The organism is Vibrio sp. 16, assembly GCF_963681195.1.
GTDB lineage: Bacteria > Pseudomonadota > Gammaproteobacteria > Enterobacterales > Vibrionaceae > Vibrio > Vibrio sinaloensis_D.
Map to the genome: position 1 here is coordinate 1,134,792 of NZ_OY808998.1, position 21,697 is coordinate 1,156,488.

Annotated in this window: 23 protein-coding genes and 1 tRNA gene; 14 read left to right on the top strand and 10 right to left on the bottom strand. The window is 44.9% G+C overall.

All coding sequences use genetic code 11. The annotated features are described in order from the left end of the window. Positions 1 to 131: 131 nt before the first annotated feature. Positions 132 to 335 (top strand): Flp family type IVb pilin, encoded by a 204-nt coding sequence (locus tag U9J37_RS19355; protein ID WP_043886565.1) that lies wholly within the window; start codon positions 132 to 134, stop codon positions 333 to 335. 38 nt (positions 336 to 373) lie between these two features. Here the strand turns inward: U9J37_RS19355 and U9J37_RS19360 are convergent, their stop codons facing one another. After that, a complete protein-coding gene (locus tag U9J37_RS19360; protein WP_005470083.1) occupies positions 374 to 985 on the bottom strand; it encodes a TetR/AcrR family transcriptional regulator in 612 nt (203 codons plus the stop codon). A 406-nt stretch (positions 986 to 1,391) separates the two neighbouring features. Here U9J37_RS19360 and U9J37_RS19365 point away from each other — a divergent pair, with 406 nt between their 5' ends. Beyond that, positions 1,392 to 2,639 carry an MDR family MFS transporter gene (locus U9J37_RS19365; protein WP_005470160.1) on the top strand — a complete coding sequence of 416 codons (1,248 nt, stop codon included), beginning with the start codon at positions 1,392 to 1,394 and terminating at the stop codon, positions 2,637 to 2,639. Between the two features lie 55 nt (positions 2,640 to 2,694). Here U9J37_RS19365 and U9J37_RS19370 read toward each other — a convergent pair whose 3' ends face one another. Together U9J37_RS19370 and U9J37_RS19375 are read right to left on the bottom strand one after the other, a co-directional pair. Next, positions 2,695 to 3,786 (bottom strand): mechanosensitive ion channel family protein, encoded by a 1,092-nt coding sequence (locus U9J37_RS19370; RefSeq protein ID WP_005470162.1) that lies wholly within the window; start codon positions 3,784 to 3,786, stop codon positions 2,695 to 2,697. Between the two features lie 158 nt (positions 3,787 to 3,944). Next, positions 3,945 to 4,385: a DUF2850 domain-containing protein gene (locus tag U9J37_RS19375; RefSeq protein WP_005470106.1), complete on the bottom strand. Its 441-nt coding sequence runs from the start codon at positions 4,383 to 4,385 to the stop codon at positions 3,945 to 3,947. Between the two features lie 371 nt (positions 4,386 to 4,756). Between U9J37_RS19375 and U9J37_RS19380 the strand changes: the two genes are divergently transcribed. Further along, complete coding sequence (locus U9J37_RS19380; RefSeq protein WP_005470007.1) at positions 4,757 to 5,038, top strand: pyrimidine/purine nucleoside phosphorylase; 282 nt, start codon at positions 4,757 to 4,759, stop codon at positions 5,036 to 5,038. Between the two features lie 195 nt (positions 5,039 to 5,233). Further along, a complete protein-coding gene (locus U9J37_RS19385; protein ID WP_043886564.1) occupies positions 5,234 to 5,512 on the top strand; it encodes a hypothetical protein in 279 nt (92 codons plus the stop codon). Here the strand turns inward: U9J37_RS19385 and U9J37_RS19390 are convergent. Further along, positions 5,509 to 6,651: a GGDEF domain-containing protein gene (locus U9J37_RS19390; protein WP_043886563.1), complete on the bottom strand. Its 1,143-nt coding sequence runs from the start codon at positions 6,649 to 6,651 to the stop codon at positions 5,509 to 5,511. The two genes, U9J37_RS19385 and U9J37_RS19390, sit on opposite strands and share 4 nt — an antisense overlap. Before the next feature lie 328 nt (positions 6,652 to 6,979). After that, positions 6,980 to 8,041, bottom strand: coding sequence for a DUF3541 domain-containing protein (locus tag U9J37_RS19395; protein WP_005470259.1), 1,062 nt, complete (start codon positions 8,039 to 8,041; stop codon positions 6,980 to 6,982). A 282-nt stretch (positions 8,042 to 8,323) separates the two neighbouring features. Here U9J37_RS19395 and U9J37_RS19400 point away from each other — a divergent pair, with 282 nt between their 5' ends. Both U9J37_RS19400 and U9J37_RS19405 read left to right on the top strand, forming a co-directional pair. After that, positions 8,324 to 9,709 carry a diguanylate cyclase gene (locus tag U9J37_RS19400; RefSeq protein ID WP_043886562.1) on the top strand — a complete coding sequence of 462 codons (1,386 nt, stop codon included), beginning with the start codon at positions 8,324 to 8,326 and terminating at the stop codon, positions 9,707 to 9,709. 59 nt (positions 9,710 to 9,768) lie between these two features. Then, positions 9,769 to 10,203 (top strand): Mpo1 family 2-hydroxy fatty acid dioxygenase, encoded by a 435-nt coding sequence (locus U9J37_RS19405; RefSeq protein ID WP_005470096.1) that lies wholly within the window; start codon positions 9,769 to 9,771, stop codon positions 10,201 to 10,203. A 295-nt stretch (positions 10,204 to 10,498) separates the two neighbouring features. Here U9J37_RS19405 and U9J37_RS19410 read toward each other — a convergent pair whose 3' ends face one another. Then, positions 10,499 to 12,022 carry a DUF3612 domain-containing protein gene (locus tag U9J37_RS19410; RefSeq protein WP_072016629.1) on the bottom strand — a complete coding sequence of 508 codons (1,524 nt, stop codon included), beginning with the start codon at positions 12,020 to 12,022 and terminating at the stop codon, positions 10,499 to 10,501. 161 nt (positions 12,023 to 12,183) lie between these two features. On the opposite strand from U9J37_RS19410, the gene U9J37_RS19415 reads away from it, so the two are divergent. Next, on the top strand, positions 12,184 to 12,759 hold the full coding sequence (locus U9J37_RS19415) for an aldolase/citrate lyase/malate synthase family protein (RefSeq protein WP_005470108.1): 576 nt from the start codon (positions 12,184 to 12,186) through the stop codon (positions 12,757 to 12,759). 64 nt (positions 12,760 to 12,823) lie between these two features. Here U9J37_RS19415 and U9J37_RS19420 read toward each other — a convergent pair whose 3' ends face one another. Next, on the bottom strand, positions 12,824 to 13,525 hold the full coding sequence (locus U9J37_RS19420; protein ID WP_005470247.1) for a MaoC family dehydratase: 702 nt from the start codon (positions 13,523 to 13,525) through the stop codon (positions 12,824 to 12,826). Between the two features lie 317 nt (positions 13,526 to 13,842). Between U9J37_RS19420 and U9J37_RS19425 the strand changes: the two genes are divergently transcribed. The 6 genes from U9J37_RS19425 (at position 13,843) to U9J37_RS19450 (ending at position 19,032) form a co-directional block, all read left to right on the top strand. Continuing rightward, a tRNA-Ser gene (locus U9J37_RS19425) sits at positions 13,843 to 13,933 on the top strand. A gap of 263 nt (positions 13,934 to 14,196) precedes the next feature. Next, positions 14,197 to 14,868 (top strand): hypothetical protein, encoded by a 672-nt coding sequence (locus tag U9J37_RS19430; RefSeq protein ID WP_005469951.1) that lies wholly within the window; start codon positions 14,197 to 14,199, stop codon positions 14,866 to 14,868. After that, a complete protein-coding gene (locus tag U9J37_RS19435; RefSeq protein ID WP_322414056.1) occupies positions 14,869 to 16,032 on the top strand; it encodes a trypsin-like serine peptidase in 1,164 nt (387 codons plus the stop codon). A 270-nt stretch (positions 16,033 to 16,302) separates the two neighbouring features. Beyond that, positions 16,303 to 18,096, top strand: coding sequence for a cation:proton antiporter (locus U9J37_RS19440; protein WP_005469929.1), 1,794 nt, complete (start codon positions 16,303 to 16,305; stop codon positions 18,094 to 18,096). An 84-nt stretch (positions 18,097 to 18,180) separates the two neighbouring features. Next, positions 18,181 to 18,600, top strand: a complete 420-nt coding sequence (locus U9J37_RS19445) for a VOC family protein (protein WP_005470294.1) — start codon at positions 18,181 to 18,183, stop codon at positions 18,598 to 18,600. A gap of 159 nt (positions 18,601 to 18,759) precedes the next feature. After that, entirely contained in the window at positions 18,760 to 19,032 is a 273-nt protein-coding gene (locus U9J37_RS19450; protein WP_043886561.1) for a DUF134 domain-containing protein, read from the top strand. 7 nt (positions 19,033 to 19,039) lie between these two features. Here U9J37_RS19450 and nqrM read toward each other — a convergent pair whose 3' ends face one another. From nqrM to U9J37_RS19465, 3 genes are all read right to left on the bottom strand, one after another. Then, positions 19,040 to 19,234 carry a (Na+)-NQR maturation NqrM gene (gene nqrM / locus U9J37_RS19455; RefSeq protein ID WP_043886560.1) on the bottom strand — a complete coding sequence of 65 codons (195 nt, stop codon included), beginning with the start codon at positions 19,232 to 19,234 and terminating at the stop codon, positions 19,040 to 19,042. After that, positions 19,231 to 19,659, bottom strand: a complete 429-nt coding sequence (locus tag U9J37_RS19460) for a NifB/NifX family molybdenum-iron cluster-binding protein (RefSeq protein ID WP_005470227.1) — start codon at positions 19,657 to 19,659, stop codon at positions 19,231 to 19,233. The genes nqrM and U9J37_RS19460 overlap by 4 nt, the downstream gene beginning before the upstream one ends. A 165-nt stretch (positions 19,660 to 19,824) precedes the next feature. Further along, positions 19,825 to 20,499, bottom strand: coding sequence for a fructose-6-phosphate aldolase (locus tag U9J37_RS19465; protein WP_009706445.1), 675 nt, complete (start codon positions 20,497 to 20,499; stop codon positions 19,825 to 19,827). A 254-nt stretch (positions 20,500 to 20,753) separates the two neighbouring features. Between U9J37_RS19465 and U9J37_RS19470 the strand changes: the two genes are divergently transcribed. Next, a complete protein-coding gene (locus tag U9J37_RS19470) occupies positions 20,754 to 21,695 on the top strand; it encodes a glycyl-radical enzyme activating protein (protein WP_005470264.1) in 942 nt (313 codons plus the stop codon). Positions 21,696 to 21,697 lie beyond the last annotated feature (2 nt).

The following is a 21,697-nucleotide window of genomic DNA, read 5'->3' on the forward strand; positions in this document are numbered from 1 at the left end:
CGTCATTAATTATTTGTAAAATTAGTCAGATAGCACCCTTCATAGTCTAATAAAAATGAAGTTGAGCTTACTCTTATGCGGTTTCGTTTGGTCTCATGACGTCGATTGATAAAAATAGAAAGAGAATTCAAATGTTTAATAGAGTTTATTGTCAGCTAAAACTCCTATTCACAGAGTTTAGAGATGATCAGCGTGGAGTGACTGCGATCGAATACGTCCTCATCTTGAGTGTGGTCGCAATCATGATTATAAGCATCTTCGTTACAGACACTGAACTACAATCTTCGCTGATTAACCTGTTCAAACGCCTGACAGATACTATCGATTCAGTCTAAGAGCTGCATTTGATCTCCAAATCTATCGGCCAGTGACGTTAACTCTTTGTTTGATAGGTCGAAACGAACATCTGCGCAGCCGTGTCGACAGCAACTATGAGCTGATCTTGGGTGGCAGGCGGTTGATGAGCCAGTAACTGAGGCCAGAATACAATCGCCTTAATGCTACCAATATACTGCTCCACCGCGAGTGGAATGTTGTCTACCTCGATGGCTTCAGCGGCGACCGCTTGTTTAATCCACTCATGCAAACCATACGAATCGCCAATCGCCTCAAATTTACTCATTAAGAGTTTTGACGTCTCCGGGCAACGAATGCATTCCGCCATCACTAGCCTTGCGGTTACTTGAAAATCTTCCGTGTTGATGTAGCACATTTGCTTAAGTGTCAGCGCCTTCAATTGTTCAAACACTGAGACAGACGGCTCATATCTGAGCTCACAACGGTCATCAAAGCGACATATCAATTTGTCTACGATGACTTCGAACAGCGCGTCTTTGTTCGGGTAGTACTTATACAAAGTGCGTTTAGACACGCCTGCATGCTTGGAAATGCCTTCCATACTCGCTTGTTCAAGCCCTTTTTGAGAAAAAACCTCTATCGCAGATTGGATGATATCTTCTTGTTTTATATCACTTCTTTTGAGCATGAATAGAACCTGTACCGATTTAAAGTTAACGGGCGAGTTAACCTTCAAGAATTTCTATGCCCAAAGTATACATCATCGTTTACTTTCTTGGGTAGTTGCAAATGGCTCTGCGAACATAAGCGAAATGAAGAGTACGGTTGATCACGCCTGCATAGTGTGGAGAGTAGGCGCTCAAAAACGAGATATACGCAACTTTTTAGTGGGAAATTCAAGATAAAATGCTAGAAAACGTACAAGTAAAATTTCAAAAACCACTTATTAAGTAATTAAAATAATTGATAATTTTAACTTGTTACTCGTATTTTCTAGATGTTTGCATGCTAGGGCAAATAACGCTTTTGTTTTTATAAAACCTCCTTATACTCGATCACAATAGTGCAACAATATTGAGTTCAAAGGAGTGCGTATGGAACAAGAACAAAGCCTGTTTCAGTGGGAGCGAGTAAAACGATTTAATCTTCCTGTCTGGACTGTACTCGTGGGCGTTCTTATCGCACGTACAAGCTACTTTATGGCCTGGCCATTCTTGATTGTTTTTCTCTATCAAGATTACGGAGCATCGGCGGTGGAAGTGGGGGGAATGCTTGCACTCTCAGCGGTAACGGGATCGCTCACCGGATTATACTCTGGCTACCTGTCAGACAAGTTCGGGCGCAAATGGCTCATGGTCGCAGGGTGTTTGATAGCGTTCATCGCCTACACGGGGATTGGCTTAGCGACTCAGGTTTGGCACTTTTATGCCTTAATCCTATTGGCTGGATTTATGCGCCCGTTGATCGATGGCCCTGCCAAGGCGGTGATCGGCGATGCATTGAGTGATCTTAAAGATCGGGAACTAGCGCTCAACATTCGCTACTTTTTGTTGAATATTGGCGCTGCGGTCGGTCCACTTATCGGCGTGACACTCGCTTTGGCCCAGCCTCAGTTTCTATTTATTGTTACTGGTGTCACTCACTTGCTCTACAGCGGGTGGATCTTGTTTGGCATTGAACGCAAAGGCAGTTTTACCAAGCCTGACCTCTCTTTACTGCCTAACTTTCGTCAAACGGTCAAAGTGATCAGCAGGGATCGCGTCTTTGTATTACTTTTACTTGCCAACGTGCTTTTGATGTTTGTCTACGCTCAATTGGAATCCTCGGTCCCGCAAGTCATTGTTCGCAGTGGTATTGAAGATGCGGCAAAACTGATTGCGCTCTTGATGATGGTCAATGCGGTGACGATTGTATTGTTGCAGTTTCCGGTGCTTAAGGTAATGGAAAAACTGCCACTGTTTACTCGGACACGAATCGGGATGAGTGCCATCGCACTTGGACAGCTGGCGTTCATTTTTACCCCGGAGCAATCGGCGATTGGATGGGCTGTTGCCTGTTTTATCGTTAGTTTAGGAGAAGTGATCACTTTCCCGACGCTTAACGTGCAAATCGACCGCTTGGCTCCCGCGCATTTACGGGGTTCCTATTTTGGTGCGACAGCTCTGTACTCACTGGGTTTTGCCATTGGACCAGCGTTGGGCGGCGCAATGGTCGAGTGGTTGGGGGCACAATGGCTATTTGGACTCTGCTTTGTTGTCAGCGTGACCATGATTTGGCTTTACTGGATTGCTCAGCACACTGACGATCAAGTGGAGCGCGAGGTGGCTGTCTCAAATACTTGATCTCAAGATTGGGGATTTGAAAAGGCTAGCGTTTTGCTAGCCTTTGTTTTATTTGCTAAACGGGTTCGCCTTGCATCTCGTTGTTTTGTGCGTCCAACTTAATGGTTTGAGTTGGGTAGGCGATATCCGCGCCATTTTGATGGACGATTGCCAATATCTTCAGTAATACGTCTTGCTTAACTTTATGAAATCTCACCCAGTTGACGGTTTTAGTAAAGGTGTAGACCATGATGTCCAGTGATGATGGTCCAAAGCCGTTGAAGTTGACGATCAACGTCTGTTTAGCGTCGATGTCCGGATGGGTTTTCAGCATCGCCTTTATCTCTTCAACGATGGTTTCAACCTGAGTGCTGTCGTCATATCGGACACCAATCGTCTCATTGATGCGTCTGTTTTGCATGCGTGAAGGGTTTTCTACCACAATACTGCTGAAGACGGAGTTAGGGACATACAGCGGTCGTTTGTCAAAGGTGCGGATGATGGTCATGCGCCAGCCAATACGTTCTACGGTACCCTCTATTTGTCTGTCTGGGGAGCGAATCCAGTCGCCGACTTTGAACGGACGATCAAAGTAAATCATCATTCCGCCAAAGAAGTTAGACAACAAGTCCTTAGCAGCCAGACCGACAATTAAACCACCAACACCACCGAAGGTGAGCAAACCGGAAAGGCTTAAACCGAAGGCTTGCATGACCGTCATCCCACCAATGACAATGAAGAACAAACGCGAAACCTTGGCTACCGCTTGTACGGTGGTCTCGTCTCGGTTCGTTTGGTCAAGAACATACTCTTCGATGTTGTTAATTAAGCGTATGGTAATCCAGACGAAGATAGCGATAACGAGCAGGAGCTTGACGGTGCTTAGCCAGTTGAGCTTATCACCCATATGATCTTGGAGTAGAAAGCCAAGTGAAACGGTCGCTGGCCAACACCAAATCAAAGTGCTGACGGGCGTTTTCAACGCAGCAAGTGTGAGATCATCCCAGTGAAAGCGGGTTTTTTCCGCTAGGATCTCCAATCGTCCATAAACGATTCTCCAGATAACCCAAGCAAAAAAGCTGGCAATAGTGATGAGTATGACGTTGGTATCCCATTGCTCTAACAAGCCGGCTATTGAAGGCGGTAAGTAGGAAAGTAGCTGATCCATATAAACGATTCTTATTATGGTGGAGGAGGAGCGATTATAAGCAATCCTCTGTAGTGATACTAGGTCGGGTGATGGAGTGGCGAGTGGTTGTTTCTGTATTGAAACGTCAAGGTGAGGAAACGGTTGGTTTGAACAATAAGCCGAAATAGAGAGCGATCCTATTTGTTACCAAAATGCTCTGACAGTGCAGCGCGTCTTTTGCTTGCGCCACCCCCACCCTCCATATCGACAGTGTCTTCATAACCTGCTTTGACGAAGCGTTGACTCGGGATGCTTGGCTGAAGACGACGCAATTGCGGAGAATTAAACGTTCCTGCAATCTGATAGATGGTGGTACCACTGCCTGTTTCGATAAAGACTTGCTCTCCATCAAACTCAAAGCTGGTGGCTATAAGGCGATTATTACGGAATACCCCCTGTTCGTTCAGGGTAAGCGTCTCGGTGCTGTAAGAGGGGGCTCCGACTTCTATCCAAGTACCGTATACGTGTTTGGGGTGAATATAGTCGTTGTAGCTAAAATAGAGTAGCGATGAAAAGCCAGCCGCCAAAGATAGGAATATGGCAACAAACAACAATTTGATAATTTTGGCTTGGATCATAACAACCTTTGAAGCAATGGATGTGAACTGCCATTCCTAGTGGAACTCGTCAACCAAAGTCAGCTTGAAAGAAATGAATATTTAAATCAATTACCTGACCAAGAAATTTGATATTTACCCCAAATCCATTGAGTGCTCAACGTCGCTAACTCAATGAGAAAACAGAGTAAACTGTCACTGGTTATTGTAAGACTAGCAGTCAACGGTAATGAGATCTTCTTCAACAGCATGAAATCTATGTAGGCACGCTTTGATTTAGACACATACGCTGTCGATATTGGTTAGATTTCAGCATTTTAGATTGCTGTGACCGACAATATCGATTAAAACGTGACAACAATAAATTGATTAAACAGGTTCATGAGGGACATATGATTACAGTAAACAGCTATTTCGATGATGGTGTAAAGTCGTTGGGCTTTACGCAGGGCGAAGAGAACTCGAGTGTTGGAGTCATGCTTGCTGGTGAATATACCTTTGGTACCGCGGCGCCAGAAAAAATGACGGTTGTAAAAGGTGAAATGGCGGTTAAGCGAGATGGTGAAAGCCATTGGAACACTTACAAGGCAGGTGAGTCTTTCGATGTGTCTGGAGACTCTTCATTTGACGTCAAAATACTGGTAACGACTGCTTACCTGTGTGAATACCTCTAAGCAAATCGCTCTATAAATCAAAACGCCGCTAATCAGCGGCGTTTTGTTTTGTCATACTCAGTTAGGGTCAAAGTGCGCTCGTTTACTCCAAGCGCCGATTCGATTTTGCCGAACTGTCCTTCAGTTATTATCAAAGTTATCAAGATAAACCTAGGCTATACTTCTATTATGAGAAATTGTAACTAGGAGGTGAACATGGCTGTTGTCCCCAAGCATAAAGATTCTCACCAACGGTATGACCCGAGCCAAGATTTGACTCAGGACCAGTTGCATCGTTTCGGGAAAGTCGCGTCTTCTGCTCAAAAGAGACGAGAAAAGCTATCGACTCGACAATCTGTGTTGGCAGACGCTAAGGACGCTGCATTCAAGCCAATAATTCAACCTAAGAAGAACAAACCTAATACAGTAAGATATGCCGTTTGGATGATTGTGGTTATGGCAGTCAGCTTATGGTTAATGTATATGTCGGGCTAAACTCTTTTTTGAGTAATAGGTGTTACATTATCTTGCTTCTTTGGCTGTTCTCCCCGATCTTTTCGATAGTAGTGAAACTTATTCTTACCACTGTGTTTAGCTGAATACATCGCTTTATCTGCGCAGCGGGTGAGCTCGGCTAAGGTGTCAGCATCTTCAGGAAACAGTGCAACTCCGAGGCTCACGTTTACTTTGCCGATTTCTTCTTTTCCCTGATAGCAGTCCTCAAATAAGTGCAGGATGCGATTGAGTATGCCTTCAAGATCTGAGCGACTTTTGACACCGTAGAGCAGGAGAACAAACTCATCGCCAGCAAATCGAGCGATGGAATAATCATGCTTGTCGGTTTTCCTGTCTTTGTTTCGGATATTATTCTTCAGCCTGCGTGAAAAGTGCTGCAACACGCGATCACCGACATCGTGCCCATAACAATCATTAATTGCTTTGAAATCATCAATATCTAAAAAAATCATTGCGGTGAGCGTGTTGCTGTGCCTCTCTTCTTCCAACTTCTCTATAGCCCAGTTCTCGAAGCTCCAGCGATTGGCAAGCCCGGTAAGTTGGTCAAAGTAGGCGAGGTCTTCAATCCCCTCACGGTACAAAGATTGGATATAAGAAACGGCTTTGTCATAAAAATAGGACGAAGTGTTACAAAGCAAGCAGAGGGCAAACAAGCTGATCACAAACCGATCAGCTGACAGTGTTTGCAGAGAGACAGAATCTCCAAGTAACGTAACAGCCGCTACAAGTAGACAGAATGTGCTGCTTAGAGTCACCCCGATTTTAAATTCATTAGCAAATATGACCGAGGCAAGAATTGGATATAACCAGACAAGCGTTCCTGGTCCGTGTTCACCATAGAGCAATAAGGTGGTGCCTTGAAGAAGCAAGACCCCGCTCAGGACTATATCGTTAAAGCGTGCTTGTTGATGACGCCCAAACCAAAGGTTGATGAGCAGGACGAAAGCGCACCCAATATCGAAAACAGCAAAGAGCAATGAGCCACTAAGAAAGTGTACGGTACTATAGATTAGCAATATCGCGGTGGAGACGACCGAACATATCTGCACCACCTTATACTTTCTCGATGAGCGCAGGTCTGCCATTTCTTCTAAGTGCCGACCGACAAAATTACCCATTCACCGCAAGTCCTATCTTTGGTATTCCTTGCATAAATTCTAGAAGTAAAATGTGATTTTGCTTCAGTATTGATAGTTGTCTGATTAACGAATACTCTTAATCAATATGAGCGTAGTTTAGTATTTTTGTTCAAGGGGCTCGGTGGAGGTAAAATTGGCGCTTAGGTAACACATTGTATATTAGTAGGATTTTTAGCTTGTGCTAATTTGTTGACGTTTATAAGTCGCTGAATTGAAATCGAAAAATACCGCTATTTATAACTCTATATAATAAAATGGTCTAACGGTACTCTTCGTTTTGTGCATTCCCTCAACAGTTTAGAGTGCGCTACTTCTTCTCTAAACCGTATGGAAGGCGAGAAAAAACCCGTGGATGCTGCTCTATTGTCGGGGCTTTGTTAACGTTTTGCCAATCTAGCAGCATGATTGCTAAAACGTTTCTGTGTTCACCGTAAGCCAAATCAAAATCCCCTGAAACAGATGGAATCATCCCCTTGTCTTTATCAATCGACTTGCGTATTGCGTCGCGTGTCTTTGCCACAACAGGGTCGTCTTCTAGACCTGCCAGCAAAAAGCTGATGCCCACTTCGGCGATGATATCCTCTTTCGCTCTAAGGAGGATAGTGTCGATATTGGCGCGAAAATAGTCATAAATCCATTGGTACTGCTTTTCGCTCACAAGACGTTGGTAATACTGCGAATCGGCGAAGATTATATGCGTCAGACCGTAAAGCTTGTTGCCATACTGCTGTTTGGACAATTTTTTGTCTTCGTTGTCTGGATAAGTGGCTTTAAAGGACTCAATAAACGCTTGGGTGACATCTTGCTCGCCCAGTTGCTTTAGCCAAAAGACTTGGTTTGCGAGCTGAGCTGCCCACGCTCGGATCATTTCTGGATCTGTGGCGTATTTGTTGAAGTTGTAGCGGCGAATCACTTGGCGCAGTTTCGCGTCTTCTTTGTGCTTTAAGCCATATTCATTGGCTCGCGCCATCGCGCCTAGCAAGTCCACACCTAAGTAGAGGTATTCAGGCATGTGTTTTGTCACGGTGTAGCGACGCACGCTGCGTTCGTCTGTCTCGTCTTGATAGCCAGCAATACGCTTCTCTGAGTAGAGCAAGATTTGCTCCGGTGTGTTCACTTCTGCCGCGAAACGATTGAGCCGACTTGCTACACGCGCCATGTCACTCCAAACCGCAGCTGCGTATTTGTCATCTAGCGTTTGTCGGTACATACGCAGCCCGTAATGTCCTTCTTTGAACGCTGGTAAAGTGAACAGTTGGCTTTCGTATGTCTGCTTGATGATGTCTGCTGATTCTTCGTTTAAGTCGGTAGCGTAAACTGTAGGCAGTAGAGCGAGCCCTAAGCAAAGGGCGAGTATTCGTTGGCGCATAAAAATACCATTACCTATCGAAGCCTATCTTGTTGGGTAGGCGAACCATTCCTTGGTGGGGAAGTGATTGAGTTTGAATTGGTGATACAATATCAATTATTGCTTTGCTGGATGTAAAGGGCTTGTCAGATAGCTGCAAAATATTGACTGAATATGAGATGAAAAAATATCCAAATCAATGCGCCTTTTTGTATAATTGATAGAAATGACAAAAAATACAGCACCGAAGAAGTGCTAGAAAAATCAACTAGGCTTTTAGCGCTTTTTAGTTTTGGGGAAGAAATGCAGGATCGCATAAACAGGCGTTGGTCTGTCTACATATTTATTCTCTTGATCAGTAGCTTCGCAATTGGATTGGTCGAAGTCATGGATCGTAGTCAGAAAAATTTTTTGCGAGATAGCTTGCTGGGGCGAGCTAAAGAAGAACTCTCGATTATTCGTTCTGAACTGGAAGCGGCGATTGTTTCAGATATTTTTGCTGCAAACAGTATATCTGTGTTGCTTGCTGCTAACCCTGAATTTGAATTTAATGGCTGGGGGCTTATCGCCTCAAGTATCATGCGCAAAAGTAGCCATATCAAAATCATCGGCCTTGCGCCTAACGATGTCATCAAATACATCTACCCCATTCAAGGCAATGAGGCTGCTTTGGGCTTAGACTATAAGACCGTTCCAAGCCAGTGGCGCACTGTTCGCAAAGCCAATGAAATCCAAGACATTTTCATAGCTGGTCCCGTCAATTTAGTTCAAGGCGGCAAAGGTTTGATTGCCCGTGTTCCCATATATGAAGATCCGCCTTATAACAGCCGCTATTGGGGCGTGTGCAGTGTCGTGCTCGATTTAAACTCTCTGTTTCACGATGTGGGCATCGAAAAGTTTGAGCACAAATACAATATTGCGATGCGTGGGCTAGACAGCACTGGTGCGGACGGAGAGCACTTTTACGGTGATCCCAACGTATTTGACAAAGCTTTTGCCAAAGAAAACGTCTATTTTCCTTATGGTAGCTGGCATATTGCCGCAAGCACAAAGGAAGACCTTTTAAGCAAGAGCGAATGGTATCGTGTCCATGCGGTCAGGCTTATAGGCTATCCGCTGTTAGTGCTACTGGCGCTGGCATTTGTGTTGGTTTATCGGTTGTATTCTGTTGCCAAAAAACGCTCCCTTCAAGATGCTCTTACTCGTTTGCCAAACCGACGTTATTTTTTGTACACCATAGAAAATCAGTTCGATGCTGCTAAAAAACGCGGGGCTGAAGAAGGCTTTGCCATTCTAAACATCGATCTTGATAAATTTAAGGCAATCAATGACAGTTACGGTCATGTTGCTGGCGATAAAGTACTCATTGCAACGGCAGAAAGAATCAAGGGAGTGCTGCGATCCTCGGATGTTGTTGCCCGCATTGGCGGAGACGAGTTTTTAGTGCTGTTGCCACGAGTGACCAAGTCTGAAGACATTGACCACATTAACCTCGAGCTTCAGCGAGCAATTTGTCACAGTCCAGTGATTTACGATCAGCAACTCATCAATATTCACGTCAGTGTTGGTTACGCATTGTACCATCCGGATTTTACGACCATAGAAGATATGCTTAAGCTGGCGGACGAGAGAATGTATTTAGAGAAGCGGCGTCAGTCACAAAGAAATGATGTTAACTCATTGAGCTAGTGGGCAAATACTCTCAAACCATGCTATAGACAATATAAAGAGTCGGTTGTGAGGTCAGTATGCGCAGTTTAGCTCAGTGGTTAGCGGATTACGGCGAGAGCCATCAGCATCCAATCAATCAGAAAATTCATCAAGTCGCGGTACCCGGTATTTTTCTTTCGGTTGTCGGTTTGGTTTGGTCTATTCCGTCGATTAACTTGCTTGGCACAACCGTTAACTGGGTCTGGGTTGCCGCGATGCCGATCTGGGTATTCTACTTTCGGCTTTCGTTGAGTGTCTTTCTTATGATGCTCGGATTCACGTTAGCCTGCATCTCATTGATTTGGTCCCTCGACTTGATGCAGCTTCCCGTCTTCCTTATCTCTTTGACCGGCTTTGCGAGTTTGTGGTTACTGCAGTTTATTGGCCACAAAATAGAAGGGAAAAGACCTTCATTTCTTGACGATCTGGTTTACCTATTGATTGGTCCTATTTGGGTATTTAGGAAGAAGTAACGCAAGTAGTCAACCAGGATTTTGCATTTTGCAAAGATTGTGATTTTTGCATTATGCGAAACTTATCATTTCGAGATTGCTTTATGAGCCTTGTTTTTAAGAAACAGTTTATTAAGTGAACAAAATCAACGATTTTTATTGATAGAAAAAGTTGGCACGTATCATGCTTTAGTTGTAACGACCCTTATTAAGCCGAGGGTCACCTAGCCAACTGACGTTGTTAGTGAACCGAAATTTGTTCACAATCAAATACAGCCAATCACGATTATTGTGATTGGCTTTTTTTCTTTTTGGGCTAGGCGTCTTGGCATCCGCTGTAGCAGCTTGGTTTTCTTGGACAAACTGCACCACGGGAACAAATCACTCGTGCATCCGTTTCAATTCCACGCTCTATCCAATTGATGTTGAGAATCTTCGCGATGGTCGTGAACTCCTTTTGAATATGTCTTGGAATGGGCGCAGAACCACCTTGGCTGACACACAAGGATTTGAGCTCTTCCGCAATGTTTCTCGAGTCACCACCTTGGGCATCGATCGCCGGATTTAAATCAATGCCAGCACAGAGAACGCGATTGTTGCCCGCAGGATCAGTCATATTAATGGACTCGCAGCAGTAAATTCTTGGTTCGTCGCCCACATTCAAAATAGAGATCTGCGCTGAACTGCCACTGCGAGGCTCAGAAAGACGTCTAAACACCGCCCAGTGTTGGCATGGGTCGTTAACTTGTCGCATGTTGCCCCAAGGGAGCGGTATACCATTTCCCCGATAGACTGCTTTAAGTTTGTTCTGCCCATACGCATCAAAGTAGTGCCAGTGCGGATAAGGGGAGACAACGGTCATGCGCCTCATCGCAACTGATGGGGAGACGCCTGCCTTAGCATGAACATCGATCTCGTAGCCATTTCTATCAAGCAACTGACGAAATGGCACCTTAGGACAGAGCAATGCGCCAGCAAAGAAGCTGGACTCAAAGTCTCGCCAGGCTTGGAGTATGTCTTGCGAGTTCAACTCAGACGTTGGGTTCACTTGCTGAGTGTTGTCTTCCCAGCTATTGGCGTGACCGACAGAGAGAACGCTCTTTAGCCCTTCTTTGTTGTGTAACACACAGTGACCTAGATAGACCGCAAGGTCATATTTAAGGCGCGTAGGGTACTGCTTGAGTATTTCATTCAAGTAGATAAAGCCGGGTGGCTCGAAAAAGGAAGTAACGACTTGCTTAGCACTAACGCCAAGTTCATCGACAATGTCTTGTGGCGGGCGAGATGTCCAACGGATGGTAAGCCCCATACTGCGCGCGATATCCATTAAGTCTTCCGCAGAGAGGTTAAGGCGCTTCAGTCCAATCTCTTCGGCTGCGCGTTCCAGATCAGGAAAGTGATTTTGGTTGTTTTCCTGATGTGCTCGAATAAGCAAATGCGCGAACTGGCGTCCGGTGATTCCCGTTTGCGAGAGCATCTCAGGGATCGCGATTTGAAGAATATCGTTAGAGAATAGGAAACTTGGTTCAAGCGCCATACCACTGATCCCGCCACGATTCCCCTTGTCTGGAGTGATGTCCGTTTGCTCTGGCTCATCATCTAGAAACCACGCGGGATCTTTTTGGAACACTTCCGCAATGACTTCTAGCATATCGATACTTGGGACTCGTTTGCCCCGCTCAATCATTGACAGATAAGAAACCGACGGTGCGTATTCTGGATTCACTCGAATGCAACGTGCAGAGAGATCTTCCATGGTTAAGTGGTTGCGTTTTCTAAGATTTCTGATCTTCGTCCCTAAAAAATGGGACTGACGTATAAGACTTTTCGACAGCATAATTTTGTAAAATTCACATTGTAAAATTTTTGTTGTGAAATTGTAGTCAAAAAATCACTAGTATAGAAAGTAAGCAAAGTCACAAAACTTAAAACAACTGAACGCAAGTTTGAAATCTTTGCTCTAGGACATAAAAGTTGTGAAATATCCGCGAGGGAAACGCTATGAACATGCTTACAATCGATAAAACAGACATCCAAAAACAAGACAAGCCATTTATCGCTGAAGCAGTCTTCGCGGTAGAGAAAACAAACTCGAAGCAATCTTCTGAGAAGCAAACAAAAGCAAAACAGCTACTGGATCGTATGTTTCCATTAGAAAATGGCTCTCACCAAGAAGTAACGGCATACATGGTTGATTACCGCCACCTTGTAGCGTATTTCAAAGATGGGTCTCACAGTGGTTTGAAAAGCAACAAGCACTTTGTCGCTTACAGCGGTGAAAAGGAAACGCCAACGTCGATTTTATTCCGTGATGGTAACGGTAGCCACGTTGAGCTGACATTTGGTCGCCATAAAGGGACTGGCTGCGTTGAGCTGATTGAAATTGATGATATCCAACTGGAAACATGCACCATGTTCCCTCAAGAAAGCTCTGAAATTTCAGCAATGCGTCACTGGATTAGTTTGGTTCGAGGCGATGAGAAGGGTAAACCTAAAGCGTGCACAGAATCAAAAGCCTACACAGCTAAAAGCGGTGAGGACTACGACTTGGAATGCTGTTACACCATGAATAAATAGCGCGATTCAGCAGAAACAAAAAAGGATACGCATGCGTATCCTTTTTTTGATCTCTGTTATCGAGCTAGAAATGCAATTGAATGACCGATGTCACTACTGCGCCTGGGCGTCGAACACCGTCGATTTCAACTTTAATTTCGCGCTCAATCTCTAACCCTTTGCGAATAGGCGTTACCTTTGACAAAGTGCTCACTGCGCGAATGCGGTTGTCTGATTTTACTGGGTAAGGAAAACGAACTTGGTTGAGACCGATGTTGACTACCATTTTCGCGGTTGGAAACAGGTTTTGGTCAGGGTCGACGCTGTCTGTTAGTTTTGGCAATAGAGCCAAAGTCAAAAAACCGTGTGCAATCGTTGTCTTGAAAGGCGATTCAGCCGCCGCACGTTCAGGATCGGTATGGATCCACTGCATGTCTTCGGTAACGGCACCAAATTGATTAATTCGCTCTTGCGAGACATCCAGCCAATCACCCACATGAATGACTTCACCAATTTTTGCCTGAAGCTCTTCATACAAGGCTTGGGCTTCTGGCTTGAGTTCGATCGTTTTAGGCTGCTCAGTCGTAATTGGAGCAGGAGACTCAACTTCGTCATTAACAGCAGGTTGTTGAAGATCGCGTAGACGTGTAAAAAGGTGGCGATTGTTTGCCTTCGTCAAAAACTCTCCCCAGTACTCACGCACAGTTGGAGACATCCACTGCATGAATTCTGAATGATGTTTTGAGTGGGATTCACCACGATGTTTAAACAGGTCAGCGACTTTCATAAAAACCTCTGAAATATACAATTTGGTTCGATTAACTCAGTAAGTTTGAATTACTTCACAATATTGTGCAATGACTTTCGAGCGTACATCTGTTGCTTGAAAGTGATTAAATTCAATAAATTCATTGATTTATAAATAAAACACTATTTTATTACAATCTAAAGATTAGAGTTTTTGTACAACAAAAATCGTACACAACAGCGTTATTCCATCTGACTAGAGTTTAGTCAGGTGTGTGAAAACTCACCACTTGAACACGTTGCCTCAAATTATTGCTTTACAAGAGTTGTGCCAAAACCTACTATACATCCCGCAACGGAGAGATGGCTGAGTGGTTGAAAGCACCGGTCTTGAAAACCGGCATACGTTAATAGCGTATCTAGGGTTCAAATCCCTATCTCTCCGCCACATTCAAGAAAAGCCCGCTAATTAGTTAGCGGGCTTTTTCGTTTCTACTTCACTTTCTTTTCTCAATTTCTCTTCTCCTACATAATGTCATATTTCGGTTAATATAGAATTTCGTACCATTTACACAAGACCTCGCCTGTTTACAAGTAAGCAACTGTAAGCACTTAAATTAATTGAAGTTTCATTCCTGATATTAAACGCATGTAATTACGCTTCATTTTTCCAATGTATAGTCATGAGGTTGTCTATAACGGAGAGTAATAATGAAGCTAAAAATAATGGCTCTGCTGTTTCTATCGAGTGGTGCTTTGGCGGCTGAAAATCAGTTGTCCAATATTTCTACCGTCGCGGGCGAGTCGCTGTTGATATCGTCAGAATTCTACGGCTACACACTAAATCAAGGTGATTCTCGCTATGCCGATGTCGTTGATCTCGATGGCTTGGATTGGGCGTTTTGGTACGGTGAACATCGTTTTACTGCGAAACAAGGTGTCGATCTGATCAGTGATGTTCAGATGATTGGTGAATACGAATTAAAGAACGAAAAGCCAGCCCATGGTAACGAGTACTATTGGGAAGGCGGAAGCGCTAAAGACTACTTCGATGAGTCGAATCACGCCATTTATGCCAAGCCGGGTGGTGGTTTTTCTTTTCAGGTTAAGCCAGGTAAATCAGGTGACTTTAGGCTTGATTTGTATACTCACAACTGGTTGTCTGCTTCAGAGTTTACTGCTTGCCTAAACGAAGAGTGCGTCACTATTGATAACTTCTATCCGACCAGCATCGCGACGACCCAAAATAGTGTGCAGTTCACTACCGAATCTGATGCAGACATTTTAACGATTCAACTTGCATTTAAGCCTGATCAATTTGGTTGGTCACAAAACGACGGCTATTTGAGCTTGGAAGCGATCAACCTAAGTGAGGGCAAATAAATGAACAAGTTACTTATTGCTACCGCAGTGTTGGCGTCATTTTCGGCCAACGCAGGCTTAGGTCGTGCTGATCGCTCCGTTCAGCAGCATAAAGAGTTTGCTTTGCAGAGCAAGTTTGACTTCGCTTGTCACATGAACGCGGGCAGCGCGACACTTATCGACCCATTCTGGGTTATTACAGCGGATCATGTGAGTGGCGCAAAATCTGAAAACTATCAAAACCGAGTTACGTGCTCATCGTTCGAAAAAGATGAGGATGGTGTGTTCCATCAGGTAAAAAGCGTCAGTGCGATTACCGATCCGAATGGGGAGTATGGGGAATACGAGTTTACGTCTCCTGATGGTAGAGACTTCGCACTGGTTCGATTGGATACACCGATCACTGGGATTAAGCCTGCCAAGTTGCCAGTTGAAGGTATGTTTGATCCAAAAGAGCACTATAAAGTTAATCAGATTGGCTACGGAAACTATAACGGTCGAAATGGCGGGACAAAATACGTTTACCTTGATCGCCACAACCGTTGGGTGACGCCATTGGTTTTTGACGACGCCTACACCCCGCAAACCGATCTGCAGTGGCATTCGATTCTTGGGGATTCAGGGTCTGGTATCACGGTTGAAAAGGATGGTGAGTTTTACCTTTTGGGCGAGATTGGGATACAGATAGGCGCGCGCTACTGGTTTGACACGTTTGAAAACACGCTCACTCGCCTTGATTTCATCAAACAAACGATGCAGACGCATGGCTTCAGTTATGTAGAGGAAGTAAAACTTGATGAAGTGAAATGGACGCCAGCATCGCCAGAAAATAGCGAGGACTATCATGCGTACTTCAGCTACTGGAAGGCGGAGAGCTTTGATTTCAATGGAACTGGTTGGTATGACAATGGTGGAATCTATGCCACGGCTTATGCCACGCCGGGCGAACGTTATTCGATAGAGTTTGTGGTTCCCAAGCAAGCTGAGATTCCTGCCTTTGACTTGATTGTGGACGGCCGCATCGTCGCTGCGAATGTCGATGTGAACTCATTTGATAGTGATGCGATTAAGGTGACGGTTAACGAATTTGAGTTAAAGGGAGATGCGATCAAAGTGGAAATGCAACCTGTCGGAAACCTAGAAGGCAAAGGGCGCATAGCGCTAGACTACTTTGCGATTAAGTAAGGTATTGTTGGTCAACTAGATTGAGCTTAATAGCGTATTTCAAGTAGTTGGCCACATGGCTCAATCTTCTTTAAGGACGGTTTTTATAAACCGTCCTTTTTGGTTTTGGCAAACAGTGCTTTCAATAATGGGCGATTGTTGGCTACTTTAAAGGAGTACTCTCTTATTCATCCGTGCAAGCGGAAATCACAGTTAACTCATGACCTGGGAAAAGGGTTAGGCAAGCGTGCTTAATCAAGATTCATTAGGTCCACGAAATGGAATTTGTTGATGTCTTCAGAAACAATTGCGCTGACTCTGGCCAGTATTGGATTGTTGGGGTTGTGCTGTCAGTGGGTTGCTTGGCATTTTAAACTGCCAGCGATTCTATTCTTGTTAGTCACAGGGCTCATTGTTGGACCTATCTTAGGTGTACTCCAACCTCAAGATACCTTGGGTGAGCTTTACTTCCCGTTTATCTCCCTTGCCGTTGCTGTGATCCTGTTTGAAGGCAGCCTGACACTGAATTTCAAGCAGATAAGAGGAATAAGCAAAAGCGTTTGGAGTATTGTGACCCTTGGGGCCATCATCTCTTGGGCAATGACATCAGCGGCTACCCACTATCTATTAGGGTTTGATTGGGCCCTCTCTTTACTGTTCGGTAGTTTGACCGTTGTGACGGGGCCTACGGTGATTGTGCCTTTGCTTCGCACCGTGCGACCCAGCAGCAAATTGTCAAACATTCTGCGTTGGGAAGGGATACTGATTGATCCGTTGGGCGCTCTGTTTGTTGTTATGGTCTACGAGTTCATTGTTTCGCAAAGCCAAGTGAACAGTCTGATTGTGTTTGGACTCATACTGCTGATTGGCTTTGCGCTTGGTATTGCGGCAGGCGCTTTAGTCGCAGCAATCATAAGGCGGCATTGGCTACCAGAGTATCTGCAGCCTTTTGCCGTTCTTGTCATATTACTTGGGGTATTTACCGCCTCAAATTATTTAGAGCACGAATCAGGCTTATTGACGGTCACCGTGATGGGGGTGTGGTTAGCCAATGCCAAGGGCGTCAACATCAGTCATATTCTTCATTTTAAAGAGAACTTAACCATCCTGTTTATTTCTGGTTTGTTTATTTTGCTCGCAGCCAGTGTTGAGCTCAGTGATTTTGAACAGCTAGGTCTATCCGCGTTGGTGTTGTTTGCCTTCATCCAGCTTGTATCGCGTCCGGTATCCATTTTTCTCTCAACCCTCAAAAGTAGCCTAGAGCTTCAAGAGAAAGCCTTTCTCGCTTGGGTTGCTCCACGTGGTATTGTAGCCGCCGCGGTGTCCTCGTTGTTTGCCCTAAAATTAACGCACTTAGAAGTTTCACAGGCGAATTTGCTGGTACCTCTGATCTTTATGGTGATCATCGGGACAGTCGTACTGCAGAGTGCAACAGCGCGTCCCGTTGCAAGGTTGCTTGGGGTTGCGGAACCGTCTCCGCGAGGTTTCCTCATTGTTGGCGCAAATGATGTGGCTCGAACGATTGGTACCGCAATAAAAAACTACGATTGCCGTGTACTGATGTCGGATACCAACTGGGATTACGTTAGTAAGGCGCGCATGGCGGGTTTTGAAAGTTATTATGGGAATCCAACGTCGAGCCATGCGGATGAGTATTTAGACTTGATCGGTATAGGGCAGGTGATATCTGTTACTCCCGACCAGCACTTAAACTCTGTGGCGGGCGTGCACTTTTCTCATGAATTTGGCGCCAGAAAAGTGTTTAGCTTGCAAGATAAAAAGAACCAAGATTCATTAGACAAGCTTTCTCATAATGGAGAGCATTCCTACTCGTTGTTGCTTGGAGGAACCATTGGCTATAAACAAATTGCCAGCTTGATCGCTCAGGGGGCGGAGGTTAAGCACACTCGAATAAGCGATAGTTTCACCTTTGAGGATTACCAACTGCAATACCAATCGGCGACGGTGGTGCCTCTATTTGTTGTCAGTACCGCTCAGCATATCAATCTGATCACCCAGCCAGAGAGTTTTAAGCCTGAAAGTGGCGAGATCATGGTCGCGCTAGTGAAAAACGCACCTGAGTAAAAAAAAGCAAAAAAACACTTTACCTAAACCTAACTTGAGGTTTTAGCATGGTCTCCGTTGGCTAAGAAATCAAAGGAGAAAACCATGATTCAACTAGAGCATGTGAACTTAGTAGTAAAAGATATCCCAGAAATGTTGAAGTTCTATCAAGCGGCGTTCCCGCATTGGTATGTTCGCGATGAAGGTCAGGGCGAGTGGAGTGGAAAGCCGAGAAACTGGTTACATTTTGGTGATGAGTATCAATATATTGCGCTGAGTGACCACGGGGAAGGAGAGAACCGTGATTTACCCGGCCATCAGGTTGGATTAGCGCATTTTGCCTATGTCACCAACAATATTGATGCTGTGATCGGCCGCCTACAAGACGCAGGTTTTTCTATCGCCAAACCTGGCGCTGAAGAACCGTATCGTAAGAACATCTATTTTGTTGACCCTGCGGGTTTTGAGGTAGAGTTTGTCGAATATCTTACCGACGATCCAAAGCTGCGTAATCTATCGAGTTAGTGACAGGCAAGCGCAGAGAGTAACTGGTCCTCTCTGCGCGAAATCGGCTCAGTCATAAATGCAACCTTTGGATTCAGATGGTTTAGTCTTGGCTAGGTTGCTACAATCTTGCACCGACGTAACGATAACGTCTCTTTGAGAAACTGTTGGATTGAGATTATGGCTCGCCCGAAAATACACCGAAAAGTCTGCACGCGCGCAGCTTATGCTTTTTACAAACCTAATGGCGTTAGAATGGACGAGCTGCAAGTTGTCGAACTGCTGCCAGATGAGTTAGAAGCGCTGAGGCTCGCCGATCAAGAAGGGCTCAATCAGATTGATGCTGCGGTGCAGATGCAGGTGTCACGTCAAACGTTTGGCAATATCATCAAACGAGCGAGGCAAAAGGTTGCGAGCAGCATCATCCAAGGTCACGCTCTAAAACTTCAATAGCAGGCGCTTAATCAGGCTCTTTAATTTGATAAAGCGTGCGCTTTGTTCCTTCGCAAGTGTCTTTGCAATTACACTCCCGAGCAATACTTAGCTTAGATAGACCGCCACAACTGCCTTGAATCGGTCGGCGAGAGAACATGACCCCAATCGCCATGAGGCTGATAAAACTCACAAATATAAGTACAGTAAGCAGTAATGTCATCGTCTAACCCTCCGGATTGAGTGCCAGCCTGACTGCGGCGGTGCCAAAGAGAGGGCGGCATTCTTGCTGTTGCCACAGGTCTTTTTCTTTGGTGATACACGGCCGTAGTCCAAACTCTCCACTGGCATAAGCTCGGCAAAATGGATGTTGCGTATATCTTGCCTCGTTTTTGCAGCTAGCACCTTAACTTGAGACTGAAACAGTCCCTTGAGCATATTTTGGCCAATGTTCCTCACCACAACAACGTCTACTTTGTAACCAGCTATAACCTGTTGCCACTTTCTCTTTACGCTACAACAAGATGTATCGGGCGCGATAGACAGGTATTGAGTCTGATGAGTGGTTGAATCGATGATGGCGATTTGCTCGCAACGAGAGAAGTGGTTACTGATCAATGTGCTATTGCACGGCACAGCGTAAATCATGCTGACTCCTAGCTTTTTCTGAATTGAACAGTATGACTATATGCTTATTAATAGCATATGCTATTAATAAATTTGAACTCTTAGATATCGAAGATCGAGGGGTAGGAAGGTTGTGTCTGAAATCGTGAGTAAAAAAGCCGCTAGTGTTCAGCGGCTTTTGAATGACTAGCTTTCAAATGAAAGTTTCTCGCCGAACGTCTCTTTCCAGTCTTTATCGAACTGTTCAACCGCCGGTTTTACTGCTGGATGTGCGAACATTTGTGCCGCCACATCAGTTGGTAATGTAATGGCTTCGATACCCAGTTTCATCACCTCCATCGCTTGTTGAGTGTTCTTGAAGCTGGCTGCCAAAATCTTCGCTGGTAATTGGTTTTGATCGAGCAACAATTGAAGATCCGCGACCACTTCAACACCGTTGCCGTTCATCGCATCAATGCGGTTTACGTAAGGTGCTAGGTAGTCTGCACCGCACAGCGCTGCAAGGAAGCCTTGTTGAGCTGAATAGATAGCGGTAGCAAGAACCTGAATTCCCTCTTTTTTCATTAGCTTAATTGCCGCTAAGCCGGTTTCTGTTGCTGGCACTTTTACCACCATATCGTAAGGCAATTCATTCAGTTGGCGCGCTTCTGCCAGCATACCTTCGACGGTTGAACTCACGACTTGAGCGTGAAAGCGAGGTGTACCGCCAAGTGCTTCTTGCATGCCTGCTAGGGTTTCATTTAGTCCCTGTTTTGACTTCGCCAAAATGCTTGGGTTTGTCGTCACGCCTTTTAGCGGTAGGCACTGGTTAAAGCGTTTTACTTCTGCCACATCAGCAGTATCTAAATAAAGTTCAATCATGGTTTCTACCTTAAACAAAATCTTCGTTTTGATGATGGGATCACTATAGATCTGACAATCGAACGAGATCTTGATTTTGATCAATTGAAATTTCATTTGAAACTATAATAATTTCATTAAATGAAAGTTAAGTGAAATTTGTAAACGCTCAAATGAAGCTTTCAGTTCGAACAAAGAAAAGCCGCTCATAAGACTTAACCAGCAAGAAACGGATTAAGTACACAGCGGTAGCACAGACCAAGAGGCAAGCAGAGATGTATTTCAATATTCAACGATTCTCTACCCATGATGGCGATGGCATTCGTTCCATTCTTTTTCTTAAAGGATGCAGCTTGTCTTGCCCTTGGTGTCAAAACCCAGAAAGCCGCAGCGAAAAGCATTCACTCTTATTTGATCAGCGAAGCTGTATGGAAGGTTGCCAGCTGTGCGTTTCTGCGTATCAAGCCACAACTCAATCCACAGCGGGTATTGAAACGGTGGGTGATGGTATTCAACGCATCGACAACCAGATCATCATCAATCGCAAAGCTATCAAAGAAGACCAACTGATCGCGCTGCGAAACGTCTGTCCTACGCAAGCACTGACCGTCTGCGGTGAAGAGGCGAAATCAGACATGCTGTTCGACACCTTGATGAAAGACAAACCTTTCTACGACCAAAGCCAAGGTGGCGTGACCTTCTCCGGTGGTGAGCCACTCATGCAAGCGGATTTGGTGGCAGAACTCGCGCAGCGTCTGCATGACAACCAAGTCTCTACCGCTATTGAATCGTGCATGCATGTGCCGTGGAAGAACGTTGAAAAAGCCGCGCCGTATATTGATTGCTGGTTGGCGGATTTAAAACACACCGATGAAGAGAAGTTTCTTAGCTGGGCGAAAGGTTCACTAAAACGCATCAAAGACAATTTTCGAAAACTGGCACCTATCGCGAAGCGCATTGTGATTCGCGTTCCCGTTGTGCCGGGGTTCAATGACACCATCGAAGAGTTGCAAGACATCATCGATTTTGCGGCTTCACTAGAAAGCTGCCAAGAACTTCACTTGCTGCCGTACCACACGCTCGGCATCAATAAATACCGTTTGCTCGATATGCCTTACGAGTGTTCTGACAAGCCATTAAACAAACCAGAACTGCTAGAAAGCGCCATGCAATACGCAAGCGAAAACACCCAACTTAACGTGATTGTAAGAGGTTAACT

Coding starts and splice junctions, on each gene's coding strand:
- U9J37_RS19355 (WP_043886565.1), top strand. CDS start 132: ATGTTTAATAGAGTTTATTGTCAGCTAAAACTCCTATTCACAGAGTTT.
- U9J37_RS19360 (WP_005470083.1), bottom strand. CDS start 985: ATGCTCAAAAGAAGTGATATAAAACAAGAAGATATCATCCAATCTGCG.
- U9J37_RS19365 (WP_005470160.1), top strand. CDS start 1,392: ATGGAACAAGAACAAAGCCTGTTTCAGTGGGAGCGAGTAAAACGATTT.
- U9J37_RS19370 (WP_005470162.1), bottom strand. CDS start 3,786: ATGGATCAGCTACTTTCCTACTTACCGCCTTCAATAGCCGGCTTGTTA.
- U9J37_RS19375 (WP_005470106.1), bottom strand. CDS start 4,385: ATGATCCAAGCCAAAATTATCAAATTGTTGTTTGTTGCCATATTCCTA.
- U9J37_RS19380 (WP_005470007.1), top strand. CDS start 4,757: ATGATTACAGTAAACAGCTATTTCGATGATGGTGTAAAGTCGTTGGGC.
- U9J37_RS19385 (WP_043886564.1), top strand. CDS start 5,234: ATGGCTGTTGTCCCCAAGCATAAAGATTCTCACCAACGGTATGACCCG.
- U9J37_RS19390 (WP_043886563.1), bottom strand. CDS start 6,651: ATGGGTAATTTTGTCGGTCGGCACTTAGAAGAAATGGCAGACCTGCGC.
- U9J37_RS19395 (WP_005470259.1), bottom strand. CDS start 8,041: ATGCGCCAACGAATACTCGCCCTTTGCTTAGGGCTCGCTCTACTGCCT.
- U9J37_RS19400 (WP_043886562.1), top strand. CDS start 8,324: ATGCAGGATCGCATAAACAGGCGTTGGTCTGTCTACATATTTATTCTC.
- U9J37_RS19405 (WP_005470096.1), top strand. CDS start 9,769: ATGCGCAGTTTAGCTCAGTGGTTAGCGGATTACGGCGAGAGCCATCAG.
- U9J37_RS19415 (WP_005470108.1), top strand. CDS start 12,184: ATGAACATGCTTACAATCGATAAAACAGACATCCAAAAACAAGACAAG.
- U9J37_RS19420 (WP_005470247.1), bottom strand. CDS start 13,525: ATGAAAGTCGCTGACCTGTTTAAACATCGTGGTGAATCCCACTCAAAA.
- U9J37_RS19430 (WP_005469951.1), top strand. CDS start 14,197: ATGAAGCTAAAAATAATGGCTCTGCTGTTTCTATCGAGTGGTGCTTTG.
- U9J37_RS19435 (WP_322414056.1), top strand. CDS start 14,869: ATGAACAAGTTACTTATTGCTACCGCAGTGTTGGCGTCATTTTCGGCC.
- U9J37_RS19440 (WP_005469929.1), top strand. CDS start 16,303: ATGTCTTCAGAAACAATTGCGCTGACTCTGGCCAGTATTGGATTGTTG.
- U9J37_RS19445 (WP_005470294.1), top strand. CDS start 18,181: ATGATTCAACTAGAGCATGTGAACTTAGTAGTAAAAGATATCCCAGAA.
- U9J37_RS19450 (WP_043886561.1), top strand. CDS start 18,760: ATGGCTCGCCCGAAAATACACCGAAAAGTCTGCACGCGCGCAGCTTAT.
- nqrM (WP_043886560.1), bottom strand. CDS start 19,234: ATGACATTACTGCTTACTGTACTTATATTTGTGAGTTTTATCAGCCTC.
- U9J37_RS19460 (WP_005470227.1), bottom strand. CDS start 19,659: ATGATTTACGCTGTGCCGTGCAATAGCACATTGATCAGTAACCACTTC.
- U9J37_RS19465 (WP_009706445.1), bottom strand. CDS start 20,499: ATGATTGAACTTTATTTAGATACTGCTGATGTGGCAGAAGTAAAACGC.
- U9J37_RS19470 (WP_005470264.1), top strand. CDS start 20,754: ATGTATTTCAATATTCAACGATTCTCTACCCATGATGGCGATGGCATT.